General features: G+C 25.3%; 27 protein-coding genes. All 27 read right to left on the reverse strand.

The window, feature by feature from the left end:
* Nucleotides 1-177: 177 nt before the first annotated feature.
* A complete protein-coding gene (locus EIH23_RS13430; protein WP_122640922.1) occupies nt 178-540 on the reverse strand; it encodes a hypothetical protein in 363 nt (120 codons plus the stop codon).
* 37 nt (nt 541-577) lie between these two features.
* Nucleotides 578-1,210, reverse strand: coding sequence for an ABC transporter ATP-binding protein (locus EIH23_RS13435; protein ID WP_122640923.1), 633 nt, complete (start codon nt 1,208-1,210; stop codon nt 578-580).
* 11 nt (nt 1,211-1,221) lie between these two features.
* Nucleotides 1,222-2,580 (reverse strand): FtsX-like permease family protein, encoded by a 1,359-nt coding sequence (locus EIH23_RS13440; RefSeq protein WP_122640925.1) that lies wholly within the window; start codon nt 2,578-2,580, stop codon nt 1,222-1,224.
* Nucleotides 2,581-2,726: 146 nt separating this feature from the next.
* Complete coding sequence (locus tag EIH23_RS13445) at nt 2,727-4,214, reverse strand: sensor histidine kinase (protein ID WP_164489082.1); 1,488 nt, start codon at nt 4,212-4,214, stop codon at nt 2,727-2,729.
* Nucleotides 4,214-4,873 (reverse strand): response regulator transcription factor, encoded by a 660-nt coding sequence (locus EIH23_RS13450; RefSeq protein WP_206425659.1) that lies wholly within the window; start codon nt 4,871-4,873, stop codon nt 4,214-4,216. The genes EIH23_RS13445 and EIH23_RS13450 overlap by 1 nt, the downstream gene beginning before the upstream one ends.
* 327 nt (nt 4,874-5,200) lie before the next feature.
* Nucleotides 5,201-5,776: a hypothetical protein gene (locus EIH23_RS13455; RefSeq protein ID WP_122640930.1), complete on the reverse strand. Its 576-nt coding sequence runs from the start codon at nt 5,774-5,776 to the stop codon at nt 5,201-5,203.
* 112 nt (nt 5,777-5,888) lie between these two features.
* Nucleotides 5,889-7,535 carry a recombinase family protein gene (locus EIH23_RS13460; protein ID WP_122640932.1) on the reverse strand — a complete coding sequence of 549 codons (1,647 nt, stop codon included), beginning with the start codon at nt 7,533-7,535 and terminating at the stop codon, nt 5,889-5,891.
* Nucleotides 7,536-7,909: 374 nt separating this feature from the next.
* Nucleotides 7,910-8,095 carry a hypothetical protein gene (locus tag EIH23_RS13465; protein ID WP_122640934.1) on the reverse strand — a complete coding sequence of 62 codons (186 nt, stop codon included), beginning with the start codon at nt 8,093-8,095 and terminating at the stop codon, nt 7,910-7,912.
* Between the two features lie 353 nt (nt 8,096-8,448).
* Nucleotides 8,449-10,917 carry a hypothetical protein gene (locus tag EIH23_RS13470; RefSeq protein ID WP_122640936.1) on the reverse strand — a complete coding sequence of 823 codons (2,469 nt, stop codon included), beginning with the start codon at nt 10,915-10,917 and terminating at the stop codon, nt 8,449-8,451.
* 142 nt (nt 10,918-11,059) lie between these two features.
* Entirely contained in the window at nt 11,060-12,088 is a 1,029-nt protein-coding gene (locus tag EIH23_RS13475) for a hypothetical protein (RefSeq protein WP_122640938.1), read from the reverse strand.
* A gap of 747 nt (nt 12,089-12,835) precedes the next feature.
* Nucleotides 12,836-12,976, reverse strand: coding sequence for a hypothetical protein (locus EIH23_RS16390; protein ID WP_164489083.1), 141 nt, complete (start codon nt 12,974-12,976; stop codon nt 12,836-12,838).
* 78 nt (nt 12,977-13,054) lie between these two features.
* The gene (locus EIH23_RS13480) at nt 13,055-13,363 is read right to left on the reverse strand and encodes a hypothetical protein (protein WP_122640939.1); all 309 of its coding nucleotides are present in this window, start codon (nt 13,361-13,363) and stop codon (nt 13,055-13,057) included.
* Between the two features lie 14 nt (nt 13,364-13,377).
* On the reverse strand, nt 13,378-14,523 hold the full coding sequence (locus EIH23_RS13485; protein WP_122640941.1) for a hypothetical protein: 1,146 nt from the start codon (nt 14,521-14,523) through the stop codon (nt 13,378-13,380).
* A gap of 26 nt (nt 14,524-14,549) precedes the next feature.
* Nucleotides 14,550-14,822 carry a Mor transcription activator family protein gene (locus tag EIH23_RS13490; RefSeq protein WP_122640943.1) on the reverse strand — a complete coding sequence of 91 codons (273 nt, stop codon included), beginning with the start codon at nt 14,820-14,822 and terminating at the stop codon, nt 14,550-14,552.
* A 214-nt stretch (nt 14,823-15,036) separates the two neighbouring features.
* Nucleotides 15,037-15,630, reverse strand: coding sequence for a hypothetical protein (locus tag EIH23_RS13495; RefSeq protein WP_122640945.1), 594 nt, complete (start codon nt 15,628-15,630; stop codon nt 15,037-15,039).
* A gap of 199 nt (nt 15,631-15,829) precedes the next feature.
* Entirely contained in the window at nt 15,830-16,123 is a 294-nt protein-coding gene (locus tag EIH23_RS13500; RefSeq protein WP_122640947.1) for a DUF960 family protein, read from the reverse strand.
* A gap of 130 nt (nt 16,124-16,253) precedes the next feature.
* On the reverse strand, nt 16,254-16,715 hold the full coding sequence (locus EIH23_RS13505; RefSeq protein ID WP_122640948.1) for a JAB domain-containing protein: 462 nt from the start codon (nt 16,713-16,715) through the stop codon (nt 16,254-16,256).
* Between the two features lies 1 nt (nt 16,716).
* A complete protein-coding gene (locus EIH23_RS13510) occupies nt 16,717-17,067 on the reverse strand; it encodes a hypothetical protein (RefSeq protein ID WP_122640950.1) in 351 nt (116 codons plus the stop codon).
* Between the two features lie 390 nt (nt 17,068-17,457).
* Complete coding sequence (locus EIH23_RS13515; RefSeq protein WP_122640952.1) at nt 17,458-17,664, reverse strand: hypothetical protein; 207 nt, start codon at nt 17,662-17,664, stop codon at nt 17,458-17,460.
* Nucleotides 17,665-17,791: 127 nt separating this feature from the next.
* A complete protein-coding gene (locus EIH23_RS13520; protein ID WP_122640953.1) occupies nt 17,792-18,967 on the reverse strand; it encodes a PAS domain-containing sensor histidine kinase in 1,176 nt (391 codons plus the stop codon).
* Between the two features lie 672 nt (nt 18,968-19,639).
* Nucleotides 19,640-19,777 (reverse strand): hypothetical protein, encoded by a 138-nt coding sequence (locus tag EIH23_RS16670; protein ID WP_243113414.1) that lies wholly within the window; start codon nt 19,775-19,777, stop codon nt 19,640-19,642.
* A 193-nt stretch (nt 19,778-19,970) separates the two neighbouring features.
* The gene (locus EIH23_RS16395; protein ID WP_164489084.1) at nt 19,971-20,120 is read right to left on the reverse strand and encodes a hypothetical protein; all 150 of its coding nucleotides are present in this window, start codon (nt 20,118-20,120) and stop codon (nt 19,971-19,973) included.
* 150 nt (nt 20,121-20,270) lie between these two features.
* Nucleotides 20,271-20,513 (reverse strand): hypothetical protein, encoded by a 243-nt coding sequence (locus EIH23_RS13530; protein WP_122640955.1) that lies wholly within the window; start codon nt 20,511-20,513, stop codon nt 20,271-20,273.
* Nucleotides 20,514-20,711: 198 nt separating this feature from the next.
* Nucleotides 20,712-20,957: a DUF960 family protein gene (locus tag EIH23_RS17235; RefSeq protein ID WP_122640967.1), complete on the reverse strand. Its 246-nt coding sequence runs from the start codon at nt 20,955-20,957 to the stop codon at nt 20,712-20,714.
* A gap of 178 nt (nt 20,958-21,135) precedes the next feature.
* Complete coding sequence (locus EIH23_RS16675) at nt 21,136-21,294, reverse strand: hypothetical protein (RefSeq protein ID WP_243113415.1); 159 nt, start codon at nt 21,292-21,294, stop codon at nt 21,136-21,138.
* A gap of 254 nt (nt 21,295-21,548) precedes the next feature.
* The gene (locus EIH23_RS13545; RefSeq protein ID WP_122640956.1) at nt 21,549-21,860 is read right to left on the reverse strand and encodes a hypothetical protein; all 312 of its coding nucleotides are present in this window, start codon (nt 21,858-21,860) and stop codon (nt 21,549-21,551) included.
* Between the two features lie 464 nt (nt 21,861-22,324).
* Entirely contained in the window at nt 22,325-22,474 is a 150-nt protein-coding gene (locus tag EIH23_RS16400) for a hypothetical protein (RefSeq protein WP_164489085.1), read from the reverse strand.
* Between the last annotated feature and the right edge of the window lie 65 nt (nt 22,475-22,539).

Genomic DNA, 22,539 nt, shown 5'->3' on the forward strand with positions numbered 1-22,539 from the left:
CTCCAAAATTTCTTAACCTAAAAGAAGAAGGAGCATCCTTAACTGATACTCCTTCTCAAAACTTACTTTATATCCAATTGCTTGTTATCCTTTACCATCTTACCCCATTCCCCTAACATCATAATAACTTTCTCAAGTGAATATCAAGAGTTTTCTAAATTAATCCTTAACAGCTAGTTAATCTTTTAAATATTCTATTAATTCTTCTAATTCATTATCATCTTTATTTAATTTATCAAAGTCTTCTAAATCACTTTTTATATCTTTTTTTACTTCCTTTTTAACATTTAATCCACTGATAATATATCCCATAGAAAATGTTGCTATTGAATAAAATGCATATGGTAATGATGAATTAATGTAATATGTTATTACCATTAATATACTTTTACTTACCACAATCCTATTTGATGCTACAAGTGATAATATATATACATGTGAATTATATATAGTTAATAATGTATATACTAATATAATTATTGAAATAACATATAATACTTTACTTATTAAATTTATATCTTTAAAATGTTTTACTTCCATACTTAAGCCACCTCTTATAAAAGCTTATTAATTTTTATTAATTAATCTGTATTAGTTTTTTATTTTTTAACACAAGTACAACATCCGCTTTTTTAGCTAATTCCTTACTATGAGTAACCACTATTACGCATTTTTCATGTTTATGTGCACTTACTTTTAATATTTCTATAATTTCATCAGCTGTATCACTATCTAAATTTCCTGTTGGCTCATCTGCTAATATTACTGGTGAATCTGTAACAAGTGTTCTTGCAATGGCAACACGCTGTTGCTGCCCCCCTGATAATTGTAATACGTTTCTATTAACTTCATCATCAGTTAATCCTAAATTGTTTAAAATTTTCTTATCTGCCTTAGGATTAACTATCTTTAAATTTTCTAAAGGTGTCATATAATCAATTAAATTATAATTTTGAAAAATTAATGAAATATTGCTTTTTCTATGATTCTCATACCCTTTTACTTTTATATTTTGATTATTATATAATATTTCACCATTTCTAGGTTCATCTAATCCAGCCAGTAATGATAATAATGTTGTTTTTCCTGAACCAGAAACCCCTAAAATAGCATAAAATTTTCCTTCTTCAAATTCCATGCTTATATCATTTAAAACTCTTTTTCCATTTTTATATGAATAATTAACTTTATTTAATGCTAAAATTGACATTTATCTTCCTCCTAGCTCATTTTGGATAATATTTCTTTTGGTTTTAATCTAATTATTGATGCTGATGATGCCATTACTGAAAGTATAATAATAACTGTTCCTATAACATACACATAAATTAATTCTTCAAACTCTACTTTTACATCTATTTCATCTACTGTACGAGTTGCTAAAGAACTATTAGCATCATTTCCTAATGAAAGTCCTCCAAATCCATTTTTAACGTCTTGAACCGCTTGCTTACTTGCTTGTGCAACTATTGTATTTCCTATATTTTGTGAAATTACCTTGCTTGATAAATATGATCCTCCAAAAGCTAGTATACTTATAAGTAATAATTCAATTATATATTGAGAAATAATATTAAACTTTGAAACTCCTATTGAAAGTAATATACCGGTTTCATGAACTCTTCCTTGAATCCAAAATGCTAACACTAATGAAAGTATTATTATTCCAGCTATTATTGCTCCAATTAAAACCATATTTATAATCTTATCTAAAGAATCAAAAGACTTAGATAAAGCTAAAAATGTATCTTCACTTTTTACTATTGTATACTTATTCCAATCAGCAGAAATATCTTTAAATTTTGATGTTACTTTATCTACATCAGTATCTGTATTGAAAGTAGCATTTGTATATTTTACATTTCCATCTGAATATCCATATAAAGTTTTAATAGTATCTACATCAGTAATTAAAAGATTTTCTGACATTTCTAATTTATGTCCAACTCTTTCAGTATTTTCACTTTCAAAAATACCTACGATTTCAAGGTCATAATCATCTTTAGATAAAGTTGATGCATTAAAATCTACAGCACTCTTTGTTGCTTTTATAGTATCTCCAACTTTTAAATTATTTGCTTCTGCTAGAGCCTTATGAATTAATACCTTGTTTTTATCAGTAGCAACAATATGTCTACCATCAATAAGCTTTAATGATTTACTTATAAACTTAATATCATATTCTGAATTTTTATGTGCTTCTACAGAAAAAAGTTTTTCATATTTATAATCATCATTATATTGAACTACATTTTTTTCAGGTTTTATATAATTTACATTTTCTAAATCTAAACCAACTCCTTGAATTGCTGCATCATAATTCTTAACACCTTCTACCTTTGAGCCCTTATCAATTAAACTTTCTGGAATTGTTCCTTCAAAATTACTCTCAAGATTAGCTTGTAATTCAAAAGTATTTGCCATATCCTTGTTTGAATCTTGTCTTGCTATATTTGCTGCCTTTTTAATTGAAATCCCACTTAAAACTGCCGTTGCTATTCCAAATAATATAAATAGCATAATAATACTTTTTATTTTTTTTCTTGTTATATATAATATTGATCTCTTAAATACATTCATATTTATGTCCTCCTTGTTTATTAACTTGAGTACATTCTATTAGCCTAATATGAAATATTTATGAAATTAAAAAATTAAATTTATAAAATTCATTAATAATCTTATTAATTATATTATTTTTTATAAAAAATAAGGATATTAACAGTCTAATATCCCTGTGATTCTCTAACTATTTCATTGTTAAAATTAACTTCAAAACTCATTCCCGTTAATATTGATTTAAAAGAATAATCTAAATTATACATTTTTAAAATTTGTTGAACTATGTATAATCCTAACCCATTTCCCCCACTACTCTTATTTCTATCAAAATCAACTCTATAAAATGCCTCAAAAATATGTGCTAAATGTTCATCTGCAATTGGCTTACAATCATTTTCCATAATAAGCTTTTTATCTTTTATATATATTCTTATTTCCTTTCCTTCATCAGTATAATTTACTGCATTAGAAATAATATTAGAAATTACTTTAGTAAATAATTTTTCATCTACTTTAATATTAAAAGACTCTTTTAAATTAACTTTAATATTAATTTTCTTTGACTTAGCTATTAATTTATATGGTTCTATGTTCTTTTGAACTAAACTACCTAAATCTAATACACTTTCATCTTTTTTATTTATTATATTAAGTTTTGAAGTATCTAAAATTTCCTGAACCATTTTACTTAATTCACTAACTATATCCTTACATTTTTCTAAATATATATAATGATTTTTATATTTTCCTATATCATATAACATATTTTCAATCATTATATTCATACTCATTAGTGGTGTCTTAAGTTCATGTGATGCGCTTCTTAAAAAATCCACCTTTATTTTTTCAGATTCACTTACATTTTTTATTTCCTCTTCCAATGATACAATTGTATTTAATAAATTATCATATAAACTATTTACATTAGCTGCTAATATTCCTATTTCATCTTCAGTTTCTACCTTACAAAAGGCTTCTTTATTTAAATTCTCCATTTTTTTTGTAACATCACAAATTTCTTTTATTGGAGTTGTAATTTTTCTTGCATATATATATGATGCAATAAGTGCTATAAGCAAGCTTATAAAAATAGAATATGGAAGTATTTTTAATATAACATCTCTTGTTTCTGTAAATGATTCTAAATCCATTACTATTTTAGCACTTCCATTTACATCATTGCCTTTTTTAAAGTCCCTACTTTTTATTATTGATAAATTATTTATATTAATATATTGACCGAATCCATCATCACCTATAACTTCTCTATTTTCATCATTAAAATTTTCTATAATATTTTCACCACTTAAATTAGGAATTATTAAATAGTTTTCTGTAACTTCCTCTTCATTAACATATATATCTACTTTATCCAAACCTTGAAATACCTTTTTTTCATCTCCTATAGTAAGTAAAACTTGAATATTATATTTTTCAGCAAAATTCTTTGCTATCTTAAATGATTCCTCATTATCAGATTTACTTACTTGTTCAATTAAAGCTTCAATAATTTTATCAGCTTCCTTTTGTTTATTATTCACATATACCTTGGGTAATGCTAAATAAATTAAAACATTTGAAATTAAAATTATTAAACTTATTATCCCCATGGTAAATATATATGTTTTTGAAAATAACTTTAACTTATTCATCATTGCTCCTCAAATTTATATCCAATTCCCTTAACTGTTACTATACAATCTAATAACAACTTTTTTCTTATATTTTTAATATATACATCAATAACCCTATCATTTGGTGATTCTTCAATACTCCATAAATTATCTAAGATTTGTGCTCTTGTTAAAACCTTTCCCTCATACTTTAATAATAACTCTATTAATTTTATTTCCTTAGGTTTTAAATCTATATTTTCGCCATTCTTTCTTGCTGAGTATCCTTCAAAATCAATTTCTATGTCTCCATAGAACCACTTTTTATTTTCGCTAACTTTTACTCCCCTTCTAAGAAGTGCTTCTATTCTTTTATGTAAAACTATTATTGAAAATGGCTTTGTAATATAATCATCTGCCTTTTCATCAAAACTCATAATTTGGGTATAATCATCACTCATTGCTGTTAACATAATTACTGGAACATTGCTTTCTTGTCTAATTTTATTTAAAACAACAAATCCGTTAGCTTTGGGAAGCATTATATCTAAAATTACTAAATCAATTTTACTATTCTTAAATAATTCTATTGCTTGCATTCCATCTTCTGCACTTATAACGTTATATCCAACTTCTGATAGATATTCACTTACGCCTTCCCTTATTTCTTTTTCATCTTCAACAATTAATATATTAATTTTCATTTATATTTTCCTCCATTTTATATAATATATATCAAAATGAATTTATTTTATAAATACATAATAACATAAAGATTCAATTATATTATAAATATAAAAGTGCTAATTTCATAAATTAACACTTTTAACATTAAATTACTAATATTATTTATATACCAATTCCACATATAATTTATCACTAAAGTTCTATCTATAAAGGCTTACTTAAATGACAGTATTATCAACCCTCTCCTTCTCAACTCCCTTTATTCATTAACCTAATTTCAGTAAAACCTCACTTATTTATGATACTGTTCTCCATTACACCTTCAAGGGAAGTCGTTTTTATTTAACTCTTATTTTATTATGCAAACAACTATTAAATATCTTTGCTGTAGGATTGTATTTACTTACTAATGATTCAACTATTATCTTATCACCCTCTGTAACATTTGGACCTAATGTTATTTCCATTTGTTTAAATTTCCCTTCATCTATATTTAAAAAATAACAATTTATATCTAAACCTTCATTACTTTTTAATTTTCTCCAAAAACTATTGTAATTATTTGACTGCATTTCTTCTAATGTTACAGGTAATATTTTAATCATATATCTCCACTCTTTTTGGAATGACCAATTAGTTCTCTTATATCTACCTAATTCACCAAATTTAATACTTATGTCATCTCCACTACTTGATAGTAATTTAGGAAATAGTAAAGTTAGATCATCTGTATATTCAAATTTATTCAGTATATTTGTCCAATCTGGAGATATAATGCCATCTTGCCTAAATATTTCATTGAACTTAAAATAACTATAAAAATAACCTTCACTTCCAATATTATTTACTTTGTATTTTTTAAACATATCTGAAGGTAGCTTTATCCTAACCCCTGACATATTTTTTGTATACATATTCCAAAATGGAATACTCTCTTGTTCATCTTCTGTCCAACAACTTATAAAGCAATATTTTCCTACATCTCCTAAATCACTACTTTTAACCTCTTCTCTTTTTATATCTACATTATATTACAAATTTCAAGCAAGTATAATTAAGCATAGAAACATTAAAAAAGGAAGGGTCTTCATCTTCTTCAGATGACCCTTCCTTCATTAAGTATCTTATTACATCTTCGTTTATCTGTAACTCTATAGTGTCTATTGCTCTTGACTTATCTATCGTAATCTTTGACACAAGTAAACTCAACAACTGCTTTCTTTGCTGTCTTGTACTACTCTCCTTAAAAACTTGTCCAAACTTCTTCATTACTTTACTTACTAACTCAAAAGGTACTGGTTCTCCTTCTGCTAACATTACATCCTGCTTTATTTCATCTAATCTAAACTTCAATGTGTCTATCTCTTCATTTAGTTTCTTGACTCTCTCTGCTAATTCATTTTTAGTTAGTATTCCATCTTCAAATAGCTCTATGCTGGAGTTTTTCTTACCATTTAACTTATCAATTTCTTTATTTACTAAGTTCATTTCATCTAGTTTTGGCTTTAACTTATTAGACTTGTTCTTGTTGATGTTATTTATTACCTTCTTTAGTAGTAGCTCATTGTTTACTGTTTCTATCAGCTTATTAATTACAACTTCATCTGCTATCTCAGCTTTTACAGAATTTGAATTACACACTGCTGTTCCTTTATTCTTCCAATTACCACATGCATAGTACTCATTTACTGCTTTTGTTCCATCCTTTCTTTTTCTAGTTGACCTACTTACTGTCATTGATGCTCCACAAACAGGACACTTTAATAGACCACTTAGAATTAGCTCACTATCATAGACCCTATTGTGAGTTTTGCTTCTATCTTTTAGTATTATCTGTACCTTTTCCCATGTTTCAGTATCTATTATTGCTTCATGTTCTCCATCTACAAGTATTGGATCAGGATTTATGTTTCTTCTTCTCTTTTCATTCCAATCTTGTCTTAAGTTGTATCTTATCTTTCCAATGTAGACTGGATTTTTTAGTATCTCTTTTATTGTAGCTGTAGCAAATGCATTGCCTTTCTTACTTCTATGACCTTCTTGATTCACTCTATTTACAGTAGCTTTGTATCCATGTCCTTCACTGTATAACTCAAAGATTCTTCTTACTGTCATTGCTTCTTTTTCATTTATTACTAGCTTAGTATCTTTTCTCTTCTTTCCTTCACTTGGTATCTCTACTATATCATATCCCAGTACTTTGCCCCCATTCCACTTTCCTTCTCTAGCTCTTGCTATCATCCCCATTTTTACGTTTTCAGCTATAGTACCACGCTCAAATTCAGAAATCGCTCCCATGATGTTAAGTTGTAACTTTCCTGCTGGAGTTTCAGTTTCAAAACTCTCTGTTAAAGAACGAAATGCTATACTATTTTTATCTAATGTATCTACTATGTTAAGTATATCTATTAACCTTCTACTAATTCTATTTAACTTCCACACAACTACTAAGTCAAATTTTTTATCATTAGAATCTTTTAGTAAATCTTTTAATCCAGGTCTTCCTGAAATATTCTTACCACTTATCCCTCTATCCTCATAGACTTTAAAAACTTCATGACCTTCTTTCTCACAATATTCTATGCACCTTCTCCTTTGCTCATCCACACTGTAGCCTTCTTGAGCCTGTTCTATAGTTGATACTCTGCAATATATTGCTATTCTTTTACTCATTTTTATTACCTCCAAGACGTCTCTTCTGATTACTTTAATATTAGTTTTCCTTTAAACTATACAATTTGCTTTGTTAATTCAAATAACTTGCTATTATTTTCTTTTACACTAACCTTAGTAGGTTTTATTTTTATCTACTAAGGTTAATTAAATTATTATCTTGAAACTCTGTTACTCATGTTCATTATCTCCTTTGTTTTTACTTTGAATTATAGATTTTTGAATTATATCACTTAGTATTTCTACTATTTCTTGTGCCTTAATTTGTTCTAAACTAATACCCTCCATTTTTCCTCCAACATCTAATTTATAATATATGTTTTTGATTATGTTTATTTAACTAAATTTAGACTACTTACTACTTCTTGTATACTTTATATAAATTCTTCTTCATTACATGCTTCTATGTCTTTAGCTATTAAGTCTAATAATCTTGATGTATATGAATTTGATCTTAAGTAGTTAAAATGTCCTATTTCATCATTTGCTAACGCTTCAAGCATTTCATTTTCAATTAATTCATATTCCTCGTTAAAAAATTCTAATTCATTGTAGTTCATTTTTTATCTCCTCCTAATTATTATTAAATTTATTGTATTTTGGAATTAAGTCTAACAAGACTTAATCTGAAAATTGTTACTACTAGGTTATTAGTTGTTGTTTTTTCTATATCTTCATCTTTAGATAGTTTTATTACTATATACTTAGCACTGACTCCTACACTATTTTTTCTAGATTTATTTAATCTATCTTTTTCACAGTCTAAAAATCCATCTTTTTTTCAGATCTTTTAAAACTACCATTCTGTTTTCATATCTACCTTCTTTTATCATTATTTCAAAAGAAAATTACTCCAAATTATGATTAAGATGTATTAGGAATACTAAAATATCCCTAATACATTCAATATCTATTACATTCTAGTTATTTTGATTTCTCTATTTTTACCTTTACTTCTTGCAAATTCAATACCTACATCTAATAAATTACTCTTTATCTCATTTAATCTTCTTGATAATACATTAGGCGTTTTAGACCAGTTACTATTTGTAGTATCTATTTTTTCAGATTCTGCCACTATTTCTAATTCAGATAGAAGTTTTGTAGGTGAACCTGTCCATGAAGCTTTATCTTCCATGAACTTATACATAGCAAATCCTACAGGATGAGATTCTAAAGCTTCTATATTAGCATTATTTTTGTTATTCAAATAAGCTTCTAAGAATTTATCTCCTCCTATACCTGAAACTTCTGCTATTGCATACCCCCATCTTGTGAAATCTGCCATTCTTCCTAAGTTATTTAACTCTACTTTGTCATATATACTCATTGCTTTAGATAGTGTTTCAAATATTGCACCTAGTATTATCGGTTTATCTTTTTCAAACTCTTCTCTAAGTACTTTTTCTTCTTTTCTCTCATTTGGAGGTATTCTTTCTAGTTCTAGTAATATGCTTCTGTCTAAAAGATCTGGTCTCGTTGCCACCACATTAATTCCATTTAGTACGATAAATCTTTGGAAAAACATAACTTGTTCTTCATCATCTGTATACAACTTTCTCTTTGTGTGACCACCACCTGTGACAGCCATACATAATAAGTCACTAACTTGGTTGCTTATTGTATCTATGTTGTCAAAACAAGGAACATAGTTCTTTGAAATATATACTGCTAAATCATCTATTGTTTTAGGAATAGATACTACTGGAACAATTGCTGGATCAATTATCTCTCTCACAAGCTTCATTGTACTAGTCTTAGATGAGCCTTTCTCTCCATGTAATACTTGTATTGGTCTTGCTATATTAGGTATAAATGAAGCTACTAATATTACTTTTTGAAGTATTAAGTGATTTTCATCTTTGTATCTAAACCATTTATCTAATATATTAAGATTGCCATTCCTTTCTGGTTTTACTTGACTATGCATTGTTTTTGTTCTAGCAAATATAACAGGTGAATCTTTAATGATTTCCCAACCATCTTTTGATACCTTTACAACGTTACAGCCATCATCTTTTAAATCATAGTAAATACAATTATTAACTGTAGCACATCTTCTTTCTACTAACACTTCATTTACTTCATTCATTGCCCTAGCTTCTAAAAGTAATATTATCTTAGCTATATTGTCATTTGTCGGTATTTTTGACTCTCTATTGTAAAATTGTGAAACAATCCATTTTCTGAAATGTTCTGATTTTACATTTACATTTTCATTGTTTTTTCTAATCTGTATAGTTACATATGTCTCATCCATTGATGTTCTATATGTTTCTATATCTTCAACTATGTCTATTAGTACATCTATTTGACCTTTCTTTTCTTCACTTTTACCGTCAATGTTGTCGATATTTTCCTTACTAACTTCATTTATAGGTTCATATTTACTTCTAAGTGTACTCCAGTTATTTTCTGAACAAGAATTATGATGACATCCTGCTACTATATTTCCATTATTATATTGAATAACATATGCCCCCTTGTCAGTATGATTTTCGTTCCAAGGACATTGATTTAATACATATATTACTTTATCTGTCTCTTCTTTATGATGAGAAACTTGTATTTCATGCTTTTTTAACCATTCAGCTACATCTTTTTTATTGTTCATATTTTTTATTTGTTTATTTGTTGTTACTTTAGTGTTTGTATTATGTTTGTCCTGTAGTTTCGATACTATTTTAGTTATCTGCGATATAGTAACCATCTCACCTTCACCTCTAGTTGAAATTATTTTAGCTTGTCTATGTGGTCTTGTTGGCATATTGTCTCCCTTACAGGCTATTGTTCCGTATAGCCTACAAATACGAGATGGATTATAAGTAGTTTTATCAACCTCAACTTTGTCATCTGAAAACTCTAAGCTCAACTCATTTAAGAAACTTTTTATTGTATCTACATTTTCTTTTGTATTTTCTATATCTACATTTATCAGTATGTGATATCCATTACCGCTACTTGCTATGATAGGTTTTGGTATGTCTTCATTTTCTAAAAAACATACTATTTTTTCTGATAGTTTTTTAGCATGTTCTTTTTCTTCATCTGTAGATGATATTCCTGCAACTCTATTTGGGTCTAAATCTACTAATATATATTTAATTCTAGTTATATCTTTATCTGATGTAGTATTCTTTGCTCTAACTAAATTATTATATGCCCTTGCAATTAAATCTTCGTTTATTTGGTTCATGGTAAAATAAATATTATTTTTACCTATATAAGGCGCTAAATCTGATGATAGTTTTCTAAAATCATCATAGTATCCTCCCATTGTACCTTTATACTTAACATCTAATATTCTCACCTCTATAGGTCTATTTCCCACCATATAATTTAAACTTTGTTCTATAGCTGTTTGATATCTAATTGTTAACATAAACTCATACCTCCTGTATTTTTTACTACTGAAAATATCGACAACATTGGCGATATTTCATCTATAAAAGTATGATATCATCTTTTATTCGTTAAATCTTCATGGCAAAAAAACCTATATTATAAAAAAAGACATATAGATATCAATCTATATGTCTAAACTTTTCATCTATTTTATTTAATTCATGCATTACTTCTTTAAATTCTTTAGCTGTAAAATCTACCTTAAATTCCTTATTACTTTTGTAGTCATCAACATACCACTCTTTAAATTTTTCTATATCAAATTCAATTTTTTTACCTGATTTCTCAAGTAATTCTTTTTCATGTTTTACTCCTTTAATAGTATATACTATGAATCTAATAAGACCTTTCACTTCCATTTTAAAAATATTTCTACTCTCTTTATCAGGGTATTCTATGTATAACTCTAAATATTTATGCCTTACATCTATCAATGGTAAATTACCTACTAAAATACTATATGCTAGAAAATCTTTTTTATCTTCATCTTTAACTTTTTTATATATTGCACATATATCTTTTATTAATTCATAAGATAATCTTTTCTCTAGCTTATAGTATTGTATATTTTTAAAATTCAATTTACTAGTTTCTATATCTTCTTTTAATAATTCTATGTAGGATGAATAGCTTTTAAAGTTTATATTATGGATATTATGTTCTCTTACACGTTTATATGTAGTATTTGCATTTTTTAGTCTTAGATTATTTTCATCTATTTTTTTATAAGCATATATTTTATGAAGGCTATCAAACTCTATTTTATTTTTATTTGATATATTAATGCCTTTATATCTATCTTTGAGTTTATTTTTCTGTTCTTGTCTATTACTATTATTAAATTCTTTCTTTTTATTATTAGATTCCATCTTTCTCTCTTCATTTATGACCGTGTAAAAGTGTTGAATTTGTTCGTAAAATGATTTTTTATCCAATTCTTTTATATTGTGTGCATTTATTTTTTCATCACTAATCTGCTTTAAATTATTGCTTTTATTCATATAATTGCTTTCTATATACTTGGCAGTCATATAGAAATTAATATATTTATAAACAGGCTCTAGTCCAACATGAAACTCTCCTGTAACCAAAAAGAAATTATTTTTAAAAATTTGATGTTCTATTATTGTCCTTATACTCTTTTCCATAATTTCATCCCCTTTATAATATAAAAATAATTGCTAACTATTCTATTTTATATTATACACTCAAAATAATTTCTTCATATACTGCAATTATACTTACTGTAAAATATATCATTATATTCTAATTTTATTTTTATATTTAGACATTACTATCTCTTAATTTATTACTAAACTTATTATAAAATATTTTTTCTTCTATTACTTTTGCTATCTAATAACAATTACTAAAATATATTTAATTTATTATTTACTTAAACATTATTTCTTGTTTGCATGATAAGTATAATTATTTATATCAGAATATGTATTATAGTATTTTATTCTTTATAAGGTTTATATTTAATCTAAAAAAAGAAGACTAACCTAATAGTTAATCTTCTTGTATCTATTCCACTCTATACGAATATAGACTTATTAGAAATCATCCACTCTATCGCTATGCAAATTCCTAATCCTATTACTGAACCTATTGTAAATTCCTTTATTTTATCATATCTCCTTTACTTTATATATTCTTTCCTCTGTTTCATTACTACGCTAAAAATTGACACTCCAAATTTAACACCTGCTACAAATAACTCTAGTGTCATGCTATTCTACCTCCTTAGTATTAAGAATCCCTCTAAGATTACTTAGAAATTCCTTTGAAAATACATTTTTCTTTATCGATTCTTTAATCAACTTGATTAAATCATCTTCTGTTAGATCTAAAGGTCTTGCATTAATTGCTGTTTTTTTCTAAAAGTATCCTTAAAAATATACGAACCTTATCTTTTCTTGATTCAATGATTTTACAAAAATCTTTTCTATTCCATATCCTACATTTCCATCTCTTATTTTTGCTTGCTTTAATACTATACAGTATTTAGTTTCATTTCTTGATTTAGACATTTTTCTTCTCCTTAAAAGCAAAAAGAGATAGCCAAATGCTACCTCTTTTTATTTATTAATTATTGTCAAATATTTTTATTATAAATTTCTTAAAAACTCTTCTCTTTTCATTCTTTCTTCATCAGACATATTATTAGCTAGATTTTGCTCTTTTTTATCTATAATCTTATTTTTACCTGAATAAATAACATATGCTATACAACCTATTATTATAAATGGTAGTAGCATAATAAATATTTTTCCTAATAATAACATTGCACACGCAATTAAAAATAAAATACCAGATGCTGTAAGAAGCATCTTTCCTATCCTTCTTGTCATTGGAATAGCGAATGCAACTACTCCTATCATTAATCCATATGATATAAGAAAAACAAATATATTCATGCTATATCCTCCAATTAAAACTCATAACCAACTACACTTGTTGCAAATTGCGCTTCAAGAGTAAGCTCTTTATCTGCATCATATTCTATAGATACAAGAACTCCATTAATTTCTTTAAATATACTGCGTCCAAAACAGAATTCTTTAATAGTTAATACTTTACTTCCATATGGCACTTCCCTTATATATGTGTTTGATTTAACATATGATGGTAAAATACCAATTAATGTAGTTATATTACTTAATGATATATTAAAATCACTTAAATCTTTTTCCTTATCATCCTTTGCGTATAGCATTAATAATGGTAACTGATTTACAGCACTAATTCTAATCATTTCTAATGTTGGTATTATTATTTTTAAAATATTACTATAATACCACATTTTCTTAGTAGCCCTAAGTCTCTTATCTACACTTGAAAGCCATCCACTTTCTTCTTTTGTCTCTGGAAATTTATCAGTTACATATTTATATAGTGTATAAATTTTATTTAAAGACTCTCCTAATTCCTCTTCTAATGAATCATTATGATTTAGCATATCTCCAAAAACTCTCATATGTACTTCTAATGCAACTTTACCATTATTTAAAACAGCTTCAATAAGATTTACTTTTTCTACAACACTATCACTTTTATTTAAACTTAAATCTAGGTATGAAGATGCATAAGACTCTATAGTAGAGATATCTATTATAGCAAAATTATTTATTACACTCTCATATGCTTTAGATAAGTTATCTTCAAATAAATTTTTTTTAGCTTCCCAATCTTTCATATGAAAAATGTGCTTTCTTAAAGGATCTATTATGAGTTTCTTCTCATTTAAATCCATATTATTCATTTTTATATTTCTTTCTTTAAGACTCTCTGAGAATTTTATACTTGGCTGTATGTAGTCTTTAAGTGTATTATAGCTTTTCTCTAAATTATCTATGCTAATATCTAACTTTGATTCCTTTAACATATCTTCATCTATTTCTCTAAAAGAAAGCATACTTTGATATGTTTTATTTTTATTATTACAATTTGAGTACCATATTTCATATCTACTTATTAAACTATCAAAATCTGATAATAAGATTTTAGCTTCTTTTTCTATTGCACGTTCTTCTTCACTCATATTAAGTTTTTTACTAATTGTTGAAAATAAATTCATAGTATATTCCCTTCCTTTCTTATCAATTATTTAAAACTTTCTTCTTTAATTTTTAATTTTTTTATTAGCCTTTGTATCCACTTGTCAGAGTAACCTAATTCTCTAGACATCTCTCTTACTGATTTTTCACTATAATTTTCAATAATGTATTTTTCTATATATTCATTTGAATGTAACTTCATAGGAAAATTTATCTGCTGTCCCTTATAGTTCTTGTATATTATTCTTACTATTTCTTCTCCTAGAATTTCTGACATTTCTGCATATATCCCCTTAAAATCATTTTGTTTTTCTCTCATAACTCACCTCCTAATAGATTTCTCCTTAAATAATAACTACTTCTACAGAAAGTTTCTTTGAAATTATCTATTGAAAAGTTCCTTATTTTATTCCTTATGAAAATCCCAAAACCCCGTATTGTTTCTTTAATTACTTAATTTTTATTGCTTATCTTATCTACTACTTAATTAAAAAACCCGAAATCCCGTTATTTTTAATTATATTAATTATTTTTTATTCCTTAATTGAAAAAACATATTCACTTCCATCTGTTAATGTAAATGCATACTCTGGTGAAAGATCTAGTATATCTTCAACATCATCATTTAACATTATCTCTTCTAACAACTCTTCTTTAGTAGTATTATTTATCCAGAAATCTATTATTGCGTCCTTATCAAATAACCTATCTATGTGAATTTCCATGTCCAACATGTAATCTAATTCATTCCTTGCATATTCTCTTAAATCATTTTTATTTTTGTAAATTAAGTAGTTATCATTATCAGTGTATTTTTGAGAAATTAATTCATTGTAGTAGTTACTTATATTCTTAATACTTATCTCTTCTATGTTTAAATTGTACCAATCAAAGAATATTATCTTATCTAGGTCTAAATTATTTGTATTTTTATATTCAGTTACTATTTCATCTATCTTATTACTCTCTTTTAAAATGTATTCCTTTATGTATTTATCTTCTATCTCATTATCTATTCTTTCTATTACAGTTATAGTTTCATCATCTATGTTATTGTATTTATTTACTAATTCCTTTAATTCATCAAAGAATAATTTATTTATTATTTCAGATTTATTATTTATCATGGTCATTTCTACCTTTCAAATTTTTAATTATTTATCTATTTTTACGGGGTTTCGGGATTTAATTTAGATTAGATTTTAATTATTACTTTTTAACCTTTATTATTTTTCTACGGGGTTTCGGGAGTATATTAAATAAATTTGTAATTTTATTTTTTATCTTAATTGTCTAACATTGAAATGCTTTTACTTCCGTGTAAAATTAGTATTCCTCTGAAAACATCAAAGTACTGTATTCTAAACTATCTATAGCATATAGCTTCTTATTTTCTTTAATTTCTTCATTATGTATGTATAAACTACTTTTGTGTTCTGGTACTTCTTGCTTATGAATTACTTCAACTATACCTTCTCCTATTGAATTTAATTCAAAAACTTGTAAATAGTCTTTTTCTACATTTAGTTCATCTATCAATTTCCACAACAGTATATTTATTTCTAAAGGTATTTCTTCTGCTACTTTTCTAGTCATGTATCTATTTTCTGTTTTAAACATATTTCCTTTCTCCTCTTATTTTTATTATTTATTTAAAGTTTGACGGGACTTTGATGTTTTAACCTAAATTACTATTAGATCTTTTGGAACATAGAAAAAGTCCTAGCCTATTTTGTTAAGCTAAGACTTTCTACATCATGCAATTTTCTTTAAAACTAAAGTATTTATCATTATCTCCTACTATTATGTGGTCTACTAATTCTATTCCCAGTATTTCTCCACACTCTTTCAATCTATTAGTAATGTTTTCATCTTCTTTACTACATTTTAGATTTCCTGATGGATGATTGTGAAAACAAATTATCTTTGAAGCATTGCTTAAAATAACTACTTTAAAAACTTCTCTTGGATGTATTATTGCAGAATTTACACTACCAATTGAAACTACAGAAATATTTACAGGTTGATTTCTTGTATTTAAACATGCTACTACAAACTTTTCTCTATCACTATCTATCAAAAAGTTTTTTATTAGATTGTATGCATCGTAAGGATTCCTTACGGTTCTAGTTTCATATAGAACACTACTTTCCTTTACTAGTTTAAGTGAAACTATTCCAACTCTTTTTGCAGGTATTTTCTTTTTGTCCATTTTAATCACATCCTTTTACTAATCTATTTTTTTCAATTAGATCTTTTAATTCTTTTTTACAAATAACAACTATTGAAAAATCACTTGAACACAAAAATAGAACTGAAATGTAATCAGTTCCATGTATCTCATCTATATGCTCTGGTAAAATTCCTTTCAGTTGATGTTGTTTTAATTCTTCTATTCCAGCTTTATCTACTACAACTATGTATCCACCTAAATCTTCTGTTGTTCTTTCTGTACCGTAGTTTTCATCTAGTATTTGTATGGTATCTTCTATTGTAGATATTACTCCTAGAGGTAGTTCTTTTACTAGCCTTAAGCCTTGCTTTTTCCAAATGTTTATTATCATTGTCTTTTCCTCCTTATTTTTTTAATAAAATAAGCTAGATGGAGTATTGGTATACATTCTTCATAATAACAGTTTTATTTTTTAACTGTTTATCATATCAACTCTTTATCTAACTTTATCAAGTTTATAATATATATTTAAAATTATCTTTTAATACCTTAATTTTTCCCTTAAATCTTATTACGTTATAAATTTTATTAGTATTTGATGATTTTAGTTTCAACTAAATTTCAAACTTAAATAAGTATTAATATAATTATATTTTTAATATATTAAATTAGCATTCTATTCAAAATATAATCTATTTTATAGTATATTACTTATTGAAATTTCCACCTATAAACTAAATATTACTAATTTATATCAAAATCTTTAAATAAAATTTCTAACTTAAAATTTAGTTGACCTTGTCTTGAATAATATTCTGAAAATCTTGCTATTAATTGTTCCTCTTTTCTTAAAATATACAAATCTTATCTCTTCGATATTTAATTCTTTTACAAAAATACTCTCTATCCCATAATCTACATTACTCTCCCTTATCTTTGATTGTTTTAAAACTATACAGTATCTTGTCTCATTTATTGCCTTACTCATTTTATTCTCCTTAAAATAGAAAAGGAATAGCTTTACACTATTCCTTTTCTACTGTTTTCATAATAATTTTTTAATCTTATTATTTTATTTTTTCATATTGATTTTATGTCAATGGTCTATCTTATAATTAACTATAAATATCTGAAAGTTCCATATGTATACGTGATATACTGTTAGAATCAACTTTCAAATATGATAAATCTACTATTTCATCTTCATCATAAATATTAGGTAAATATATTATAAATTCTGATCCAACACCTACCTCACTATTTACATTAATTTTTCCTCTATGAATGTCAATTAAACTTTTACTAAGTGATAAACCAACTCCACTGCCTTCACTTATCTTTGTAAATCTATCTTCAACATTGTAGAATGCCTCAAATATATTATCTATCCTGTCCTGTGGTATACCCACTCCATTATCTTTTATCGAGATTTTAACAAAATTATTTTCTGTGCCTATACATACTAGTATTGTTCCATTTTCCTTATTGAATTTTATTGCATTTGATATAATATTCAATATTACTCTTTCTATCTTTAAATAATCAAAACTTATAATTATTTCTTCAATATCCGTATCAAATATCAAATCTATATTTTTAAATTTTTTATATTCATTTATTCTTTCACATATTGATTCTACAAAGTTTACAATATCATGATTTCTAGGACTAAATGAGTATACTCCTGATTTTAAATTGGTTAAGTCAATTAAATTATTTGATAATTTAAGTATTCTTAAACTATTATTATTTATTTGCTTTATATTTTGTATAAAGCATTCATTACAACTATGCTTTTCATCTCTTTTATAACACTTAGAACATTTATACTCTAATAACTGTATATTGCTAAATATCATATTTAAAGGTGTTCTAAATTCATGCCCTATGTTAGAAAAGAATCCTTCTCTTAATTTATCTAGTTCATTTTTATATGAAATATCCCTAATTACACCTAATATTCCATGTATATTTCCTTTTTCATCAAATGATGGATACTTACTTACCTCAACTTCCTGTATATCGCCATTATGTCTTACAACAGTTTGCTCATAAGATACCGATTGTTTACTTTCAATCACTTCTAAATCTTTAATTTTGCCCATCTTATGAATTTTTCTAAGTACAGGTAATTCATCATATGTTTTTCCATAAATAAGTGATTTTGGTAATCCAATTAAGTTATCTGCATAACTTTTATTACAATATATATTTTTTCCATCTATATCCCTATAAAATATATAGTCTGGTATTAAATCTAAAAGTTGTTCCAACAATTCTTTGCTATACATATAATTGCTCTCCTAATCTAACTTTTCCAATATAAAAAGACTGTGCTTTAAAAGACCAGTCTTTTTTATTTGGGTTTTGGGGTGTTATTTTTTATTAAATAACTTATCTAATAAAATAAATTAATTTTATATATGTTAATTATAAAGAATATTTTTTTAAATTATCCTTTAAATTTCAATATTTTATTATGTCAATTCCCACTAATTTTCAATTTTATGTCGTTTCTTGTTGTTTATATTTAAATATTACCATTATATGTAAATAATTTCCATAGTAAAAATTACTTTTTTACATTTTTTTCTTTTTATTATTTTTTCTTACTATTATTTTATTTCTTTCTACGCTATTTACTTTCATACTTATAATATCTTCTTTTTTATTCCACTTGACTTTTCTAATGTTTTCATAAAATGATTATAAGTATCTTCTGCTTGATTTCTTCTACCTGCATTTTTTTATTGTTTATTAGACCTTATAGTCTCTTCTTTTATACTTTTTAATAAATTATCAAATATACCCACATTATTAACCATCCTTTTCTATTTTTTATACAATATTTTCTTCTTTCAAATTTACATTTTTAGTTAGCCGACTTACCCACTTATCAGAATATCCTAACTCTCTAGCCATTTCTCTTACACTCTTTTTCCATAATTATTAACTATATACTTTCACACATATTCATTAGAGTATAGTTTCATTGGCAAATTAATCTGCTGACCTTTATAATACTTATGTACTATTCTTACTATTTCTTCTCCTAAGATTTCTGCATAGATCTCTTTAAAATTACTTTTTACGATTTTCATTCTTCACCTACTTTTCTTATACAAACTAATAATAACTATTTCTATAGAAAGTTTCTTTGAGATTATCTCTTAAAAAGTTCCTTGCTTTATTCTTTGTAAAAATCCCGAAACCCCGTTATTTTTTAGTTCTATTAATCATTTGTTATTCTTTAATTAAAAAAACATATTCTCTTACATCTGTTAATATAAATACTTAATCAGTATGAAAATCTAGTATATCTTCAACATCATCATTTAACGTTATTTTCTCTAGTAATTCTTCTCTAGTTGTATTATTTAACCACATATCTATTATCTTATCTTTACAAAATAACCTATCTATGTGATGTTCCATATCTAACATATAATCTAATTCGTTTCTTACATATTTCCTTAAATCATTTTCATTTGTATATATTAAGTAATTATCATTCTCATTGTAATTTTAAGAATTTAATTCATTGTAGCAGTTACTTATATACTTCATACTTATCTCTTCTATATTTAAGTTGTATTACGCAAATAATATTACCTTATCTATATCTAAGTTATTTGTATTTTCGTATTCAATTACTATTTCATTTAACTTATTACTCTCATTTAATATGTATTCTTTTATATATTTATCTTCTATTTCATTATCTATTCTTTCTATAACAATTATTGTTTCTTGATCTATGTTGTTATATTTATTAATTATTTCTTTCAATTCATTAAAGAATAATTTATTAATTATTTCAGATTTATTATTTATCATAGTCATATTCTACTTTTCATTTATTTTTTAATTATATATTTATTTTTTCGGGCTTTCAGACTTTAATTTAGATTTAAATTATTACTTCTTAGTTACGATTTTTATTATTTTTATAAATAGATTTGTATTAATCAGACTTGCTTTATTTAAATTTTAGTTCATTCTCTAACATCAAACTTTTCCTAATTCTATATTGAATTAGTACTCATATGAAAACATTAAAGTACTATATTCTACACTATCTATAGCATATATCTTTTTATTTTCTTTAATCACTTCGTTGTATATGTATATACTTGCTTCATATTCTGGTACTTCTTGCTTATGAATGATTTCAACTATACCTTCTCCTATCGGGTTTAATTCAAATATTTGTAAATAATCTTTTTCTATTTTTAATTCATCTATTAGATTCCATAATAGTCTACATATTTCTAATGGTATTTAATCTACAATGTTTCTTGTCATATACCTATTTTCTTTTTTAAACATATCTATCTTCTCCTATTATTTATATGTACTCTTTGTTTTACGGGCTTTCGGTCTTTAATCAGATTATAGAAAAATAATCTGACTAATTTTTACTAAAATAACATAACAATTTACTATTTTTTGATTTATTTTAATCAATAATACTTTTTAATTGATTTTTAAAATCTTTATCTAGTATACCTGTTGTAAATCCAAGGGCAATTAAATCTATAAACTTATCTTGTGAAATGTCAACTTGCCTAGGAATTAATTTCCTAGCTCTATCATTGCAGTCAAGATATAAACACATTATTATCTCATACCTTTCTAATTCTTATATATATTTTTTTTTAAAGTGTAAATAGTTCTTCACCATCTTTTAATTCAATACTCCTTATTATCTTACAGTACCTTGTTTCCTTTTCAAATAACTCTTCTTTTTCTCTTTTAGCCATATATTTTACCTCATTGTTTCCTTATATAGTCTAGCTTGATTTTATTAAATAATAATTATAATCTATCATCTATATTAGTTTATACTTATTTTAATAACTCTTTAGTAACCTAATTTTTTGTAATTATAGTTATTGAATAATCACTAGATAATAAGTATAACGTTGAATTGTATTTATCTATACAATCTTCATATATTACATCACTAAATTCTTCAAATAATCCTTTTAATATATTTACTTTTAAATAATCCACTTCTTTAATATCCTCAATTACACACACATATCCACCATCATCTGTTAGTTTTCTGTTATGTCCATAGTTTTCATCAAGAATATTGATAACGTTATTCACATTTTTAACTACTTCCTTTGGATATTCTGATAATAAATTTAAATCTTCTTTCTTCCATAAGTTAATCATATTTACTTCCTCCTTTAATGTTTTGCATTAAAAAAGAGATGTTAGCATTTATACCAACATCTCCATTTTCCAATTTTTATATTCCTATCTAGTAGGATAGCTATTTAATATAGATTCAAAATTATAATATATATTTATAATATTATTTATTACGTTTTGTTTATTAACTTATATCTAATGTATTTACCCTAAGTTCATTTATAGTCATAATCAATTTATTCCCTCAATACGATTCTCAAATAAATCAATTGTTCCGACTACGATTATAAATAAGTCTTGAATTAATTTATTATCTACTTATATGGCCTGTTTTTTTCCGAAATATTTTATTAAATATATCCACAACTGGTGTAGATACAATAACTAGACTTATTAATACAGTCGAATATAATACTGGATTTCCAAAACATTATAAGTACTCACATCTCTAAACATACTTTCTACTCTTATAGCTTCTGCTAAATTTATTTATCTAAAATTCTACCTATAGAATCTATATGAATAAAACTTCCAATAAATGTTGGAGCATAATACATACTTAAGCTTATTAATAACGATATCATATTATTTTTTACTATTAAAGACATTAACATATTTAGTAAAGAAAATAACATATCACCTATAAAGCTAGTACCCAGTCCAGCAATATAATAATCAATAACTCTTATATCAAAAGGAG

It is taken from the genome of Romboutsia sp. Marseille-P6047 (assembly GCF_900604535.1).
In the GTDB taxonomy this organism is placed as follows: Bacteria; Bacillota; Clostridia; order Peptostreptococcales; family Peptostreptococcaceae; genus Romboutsia_E.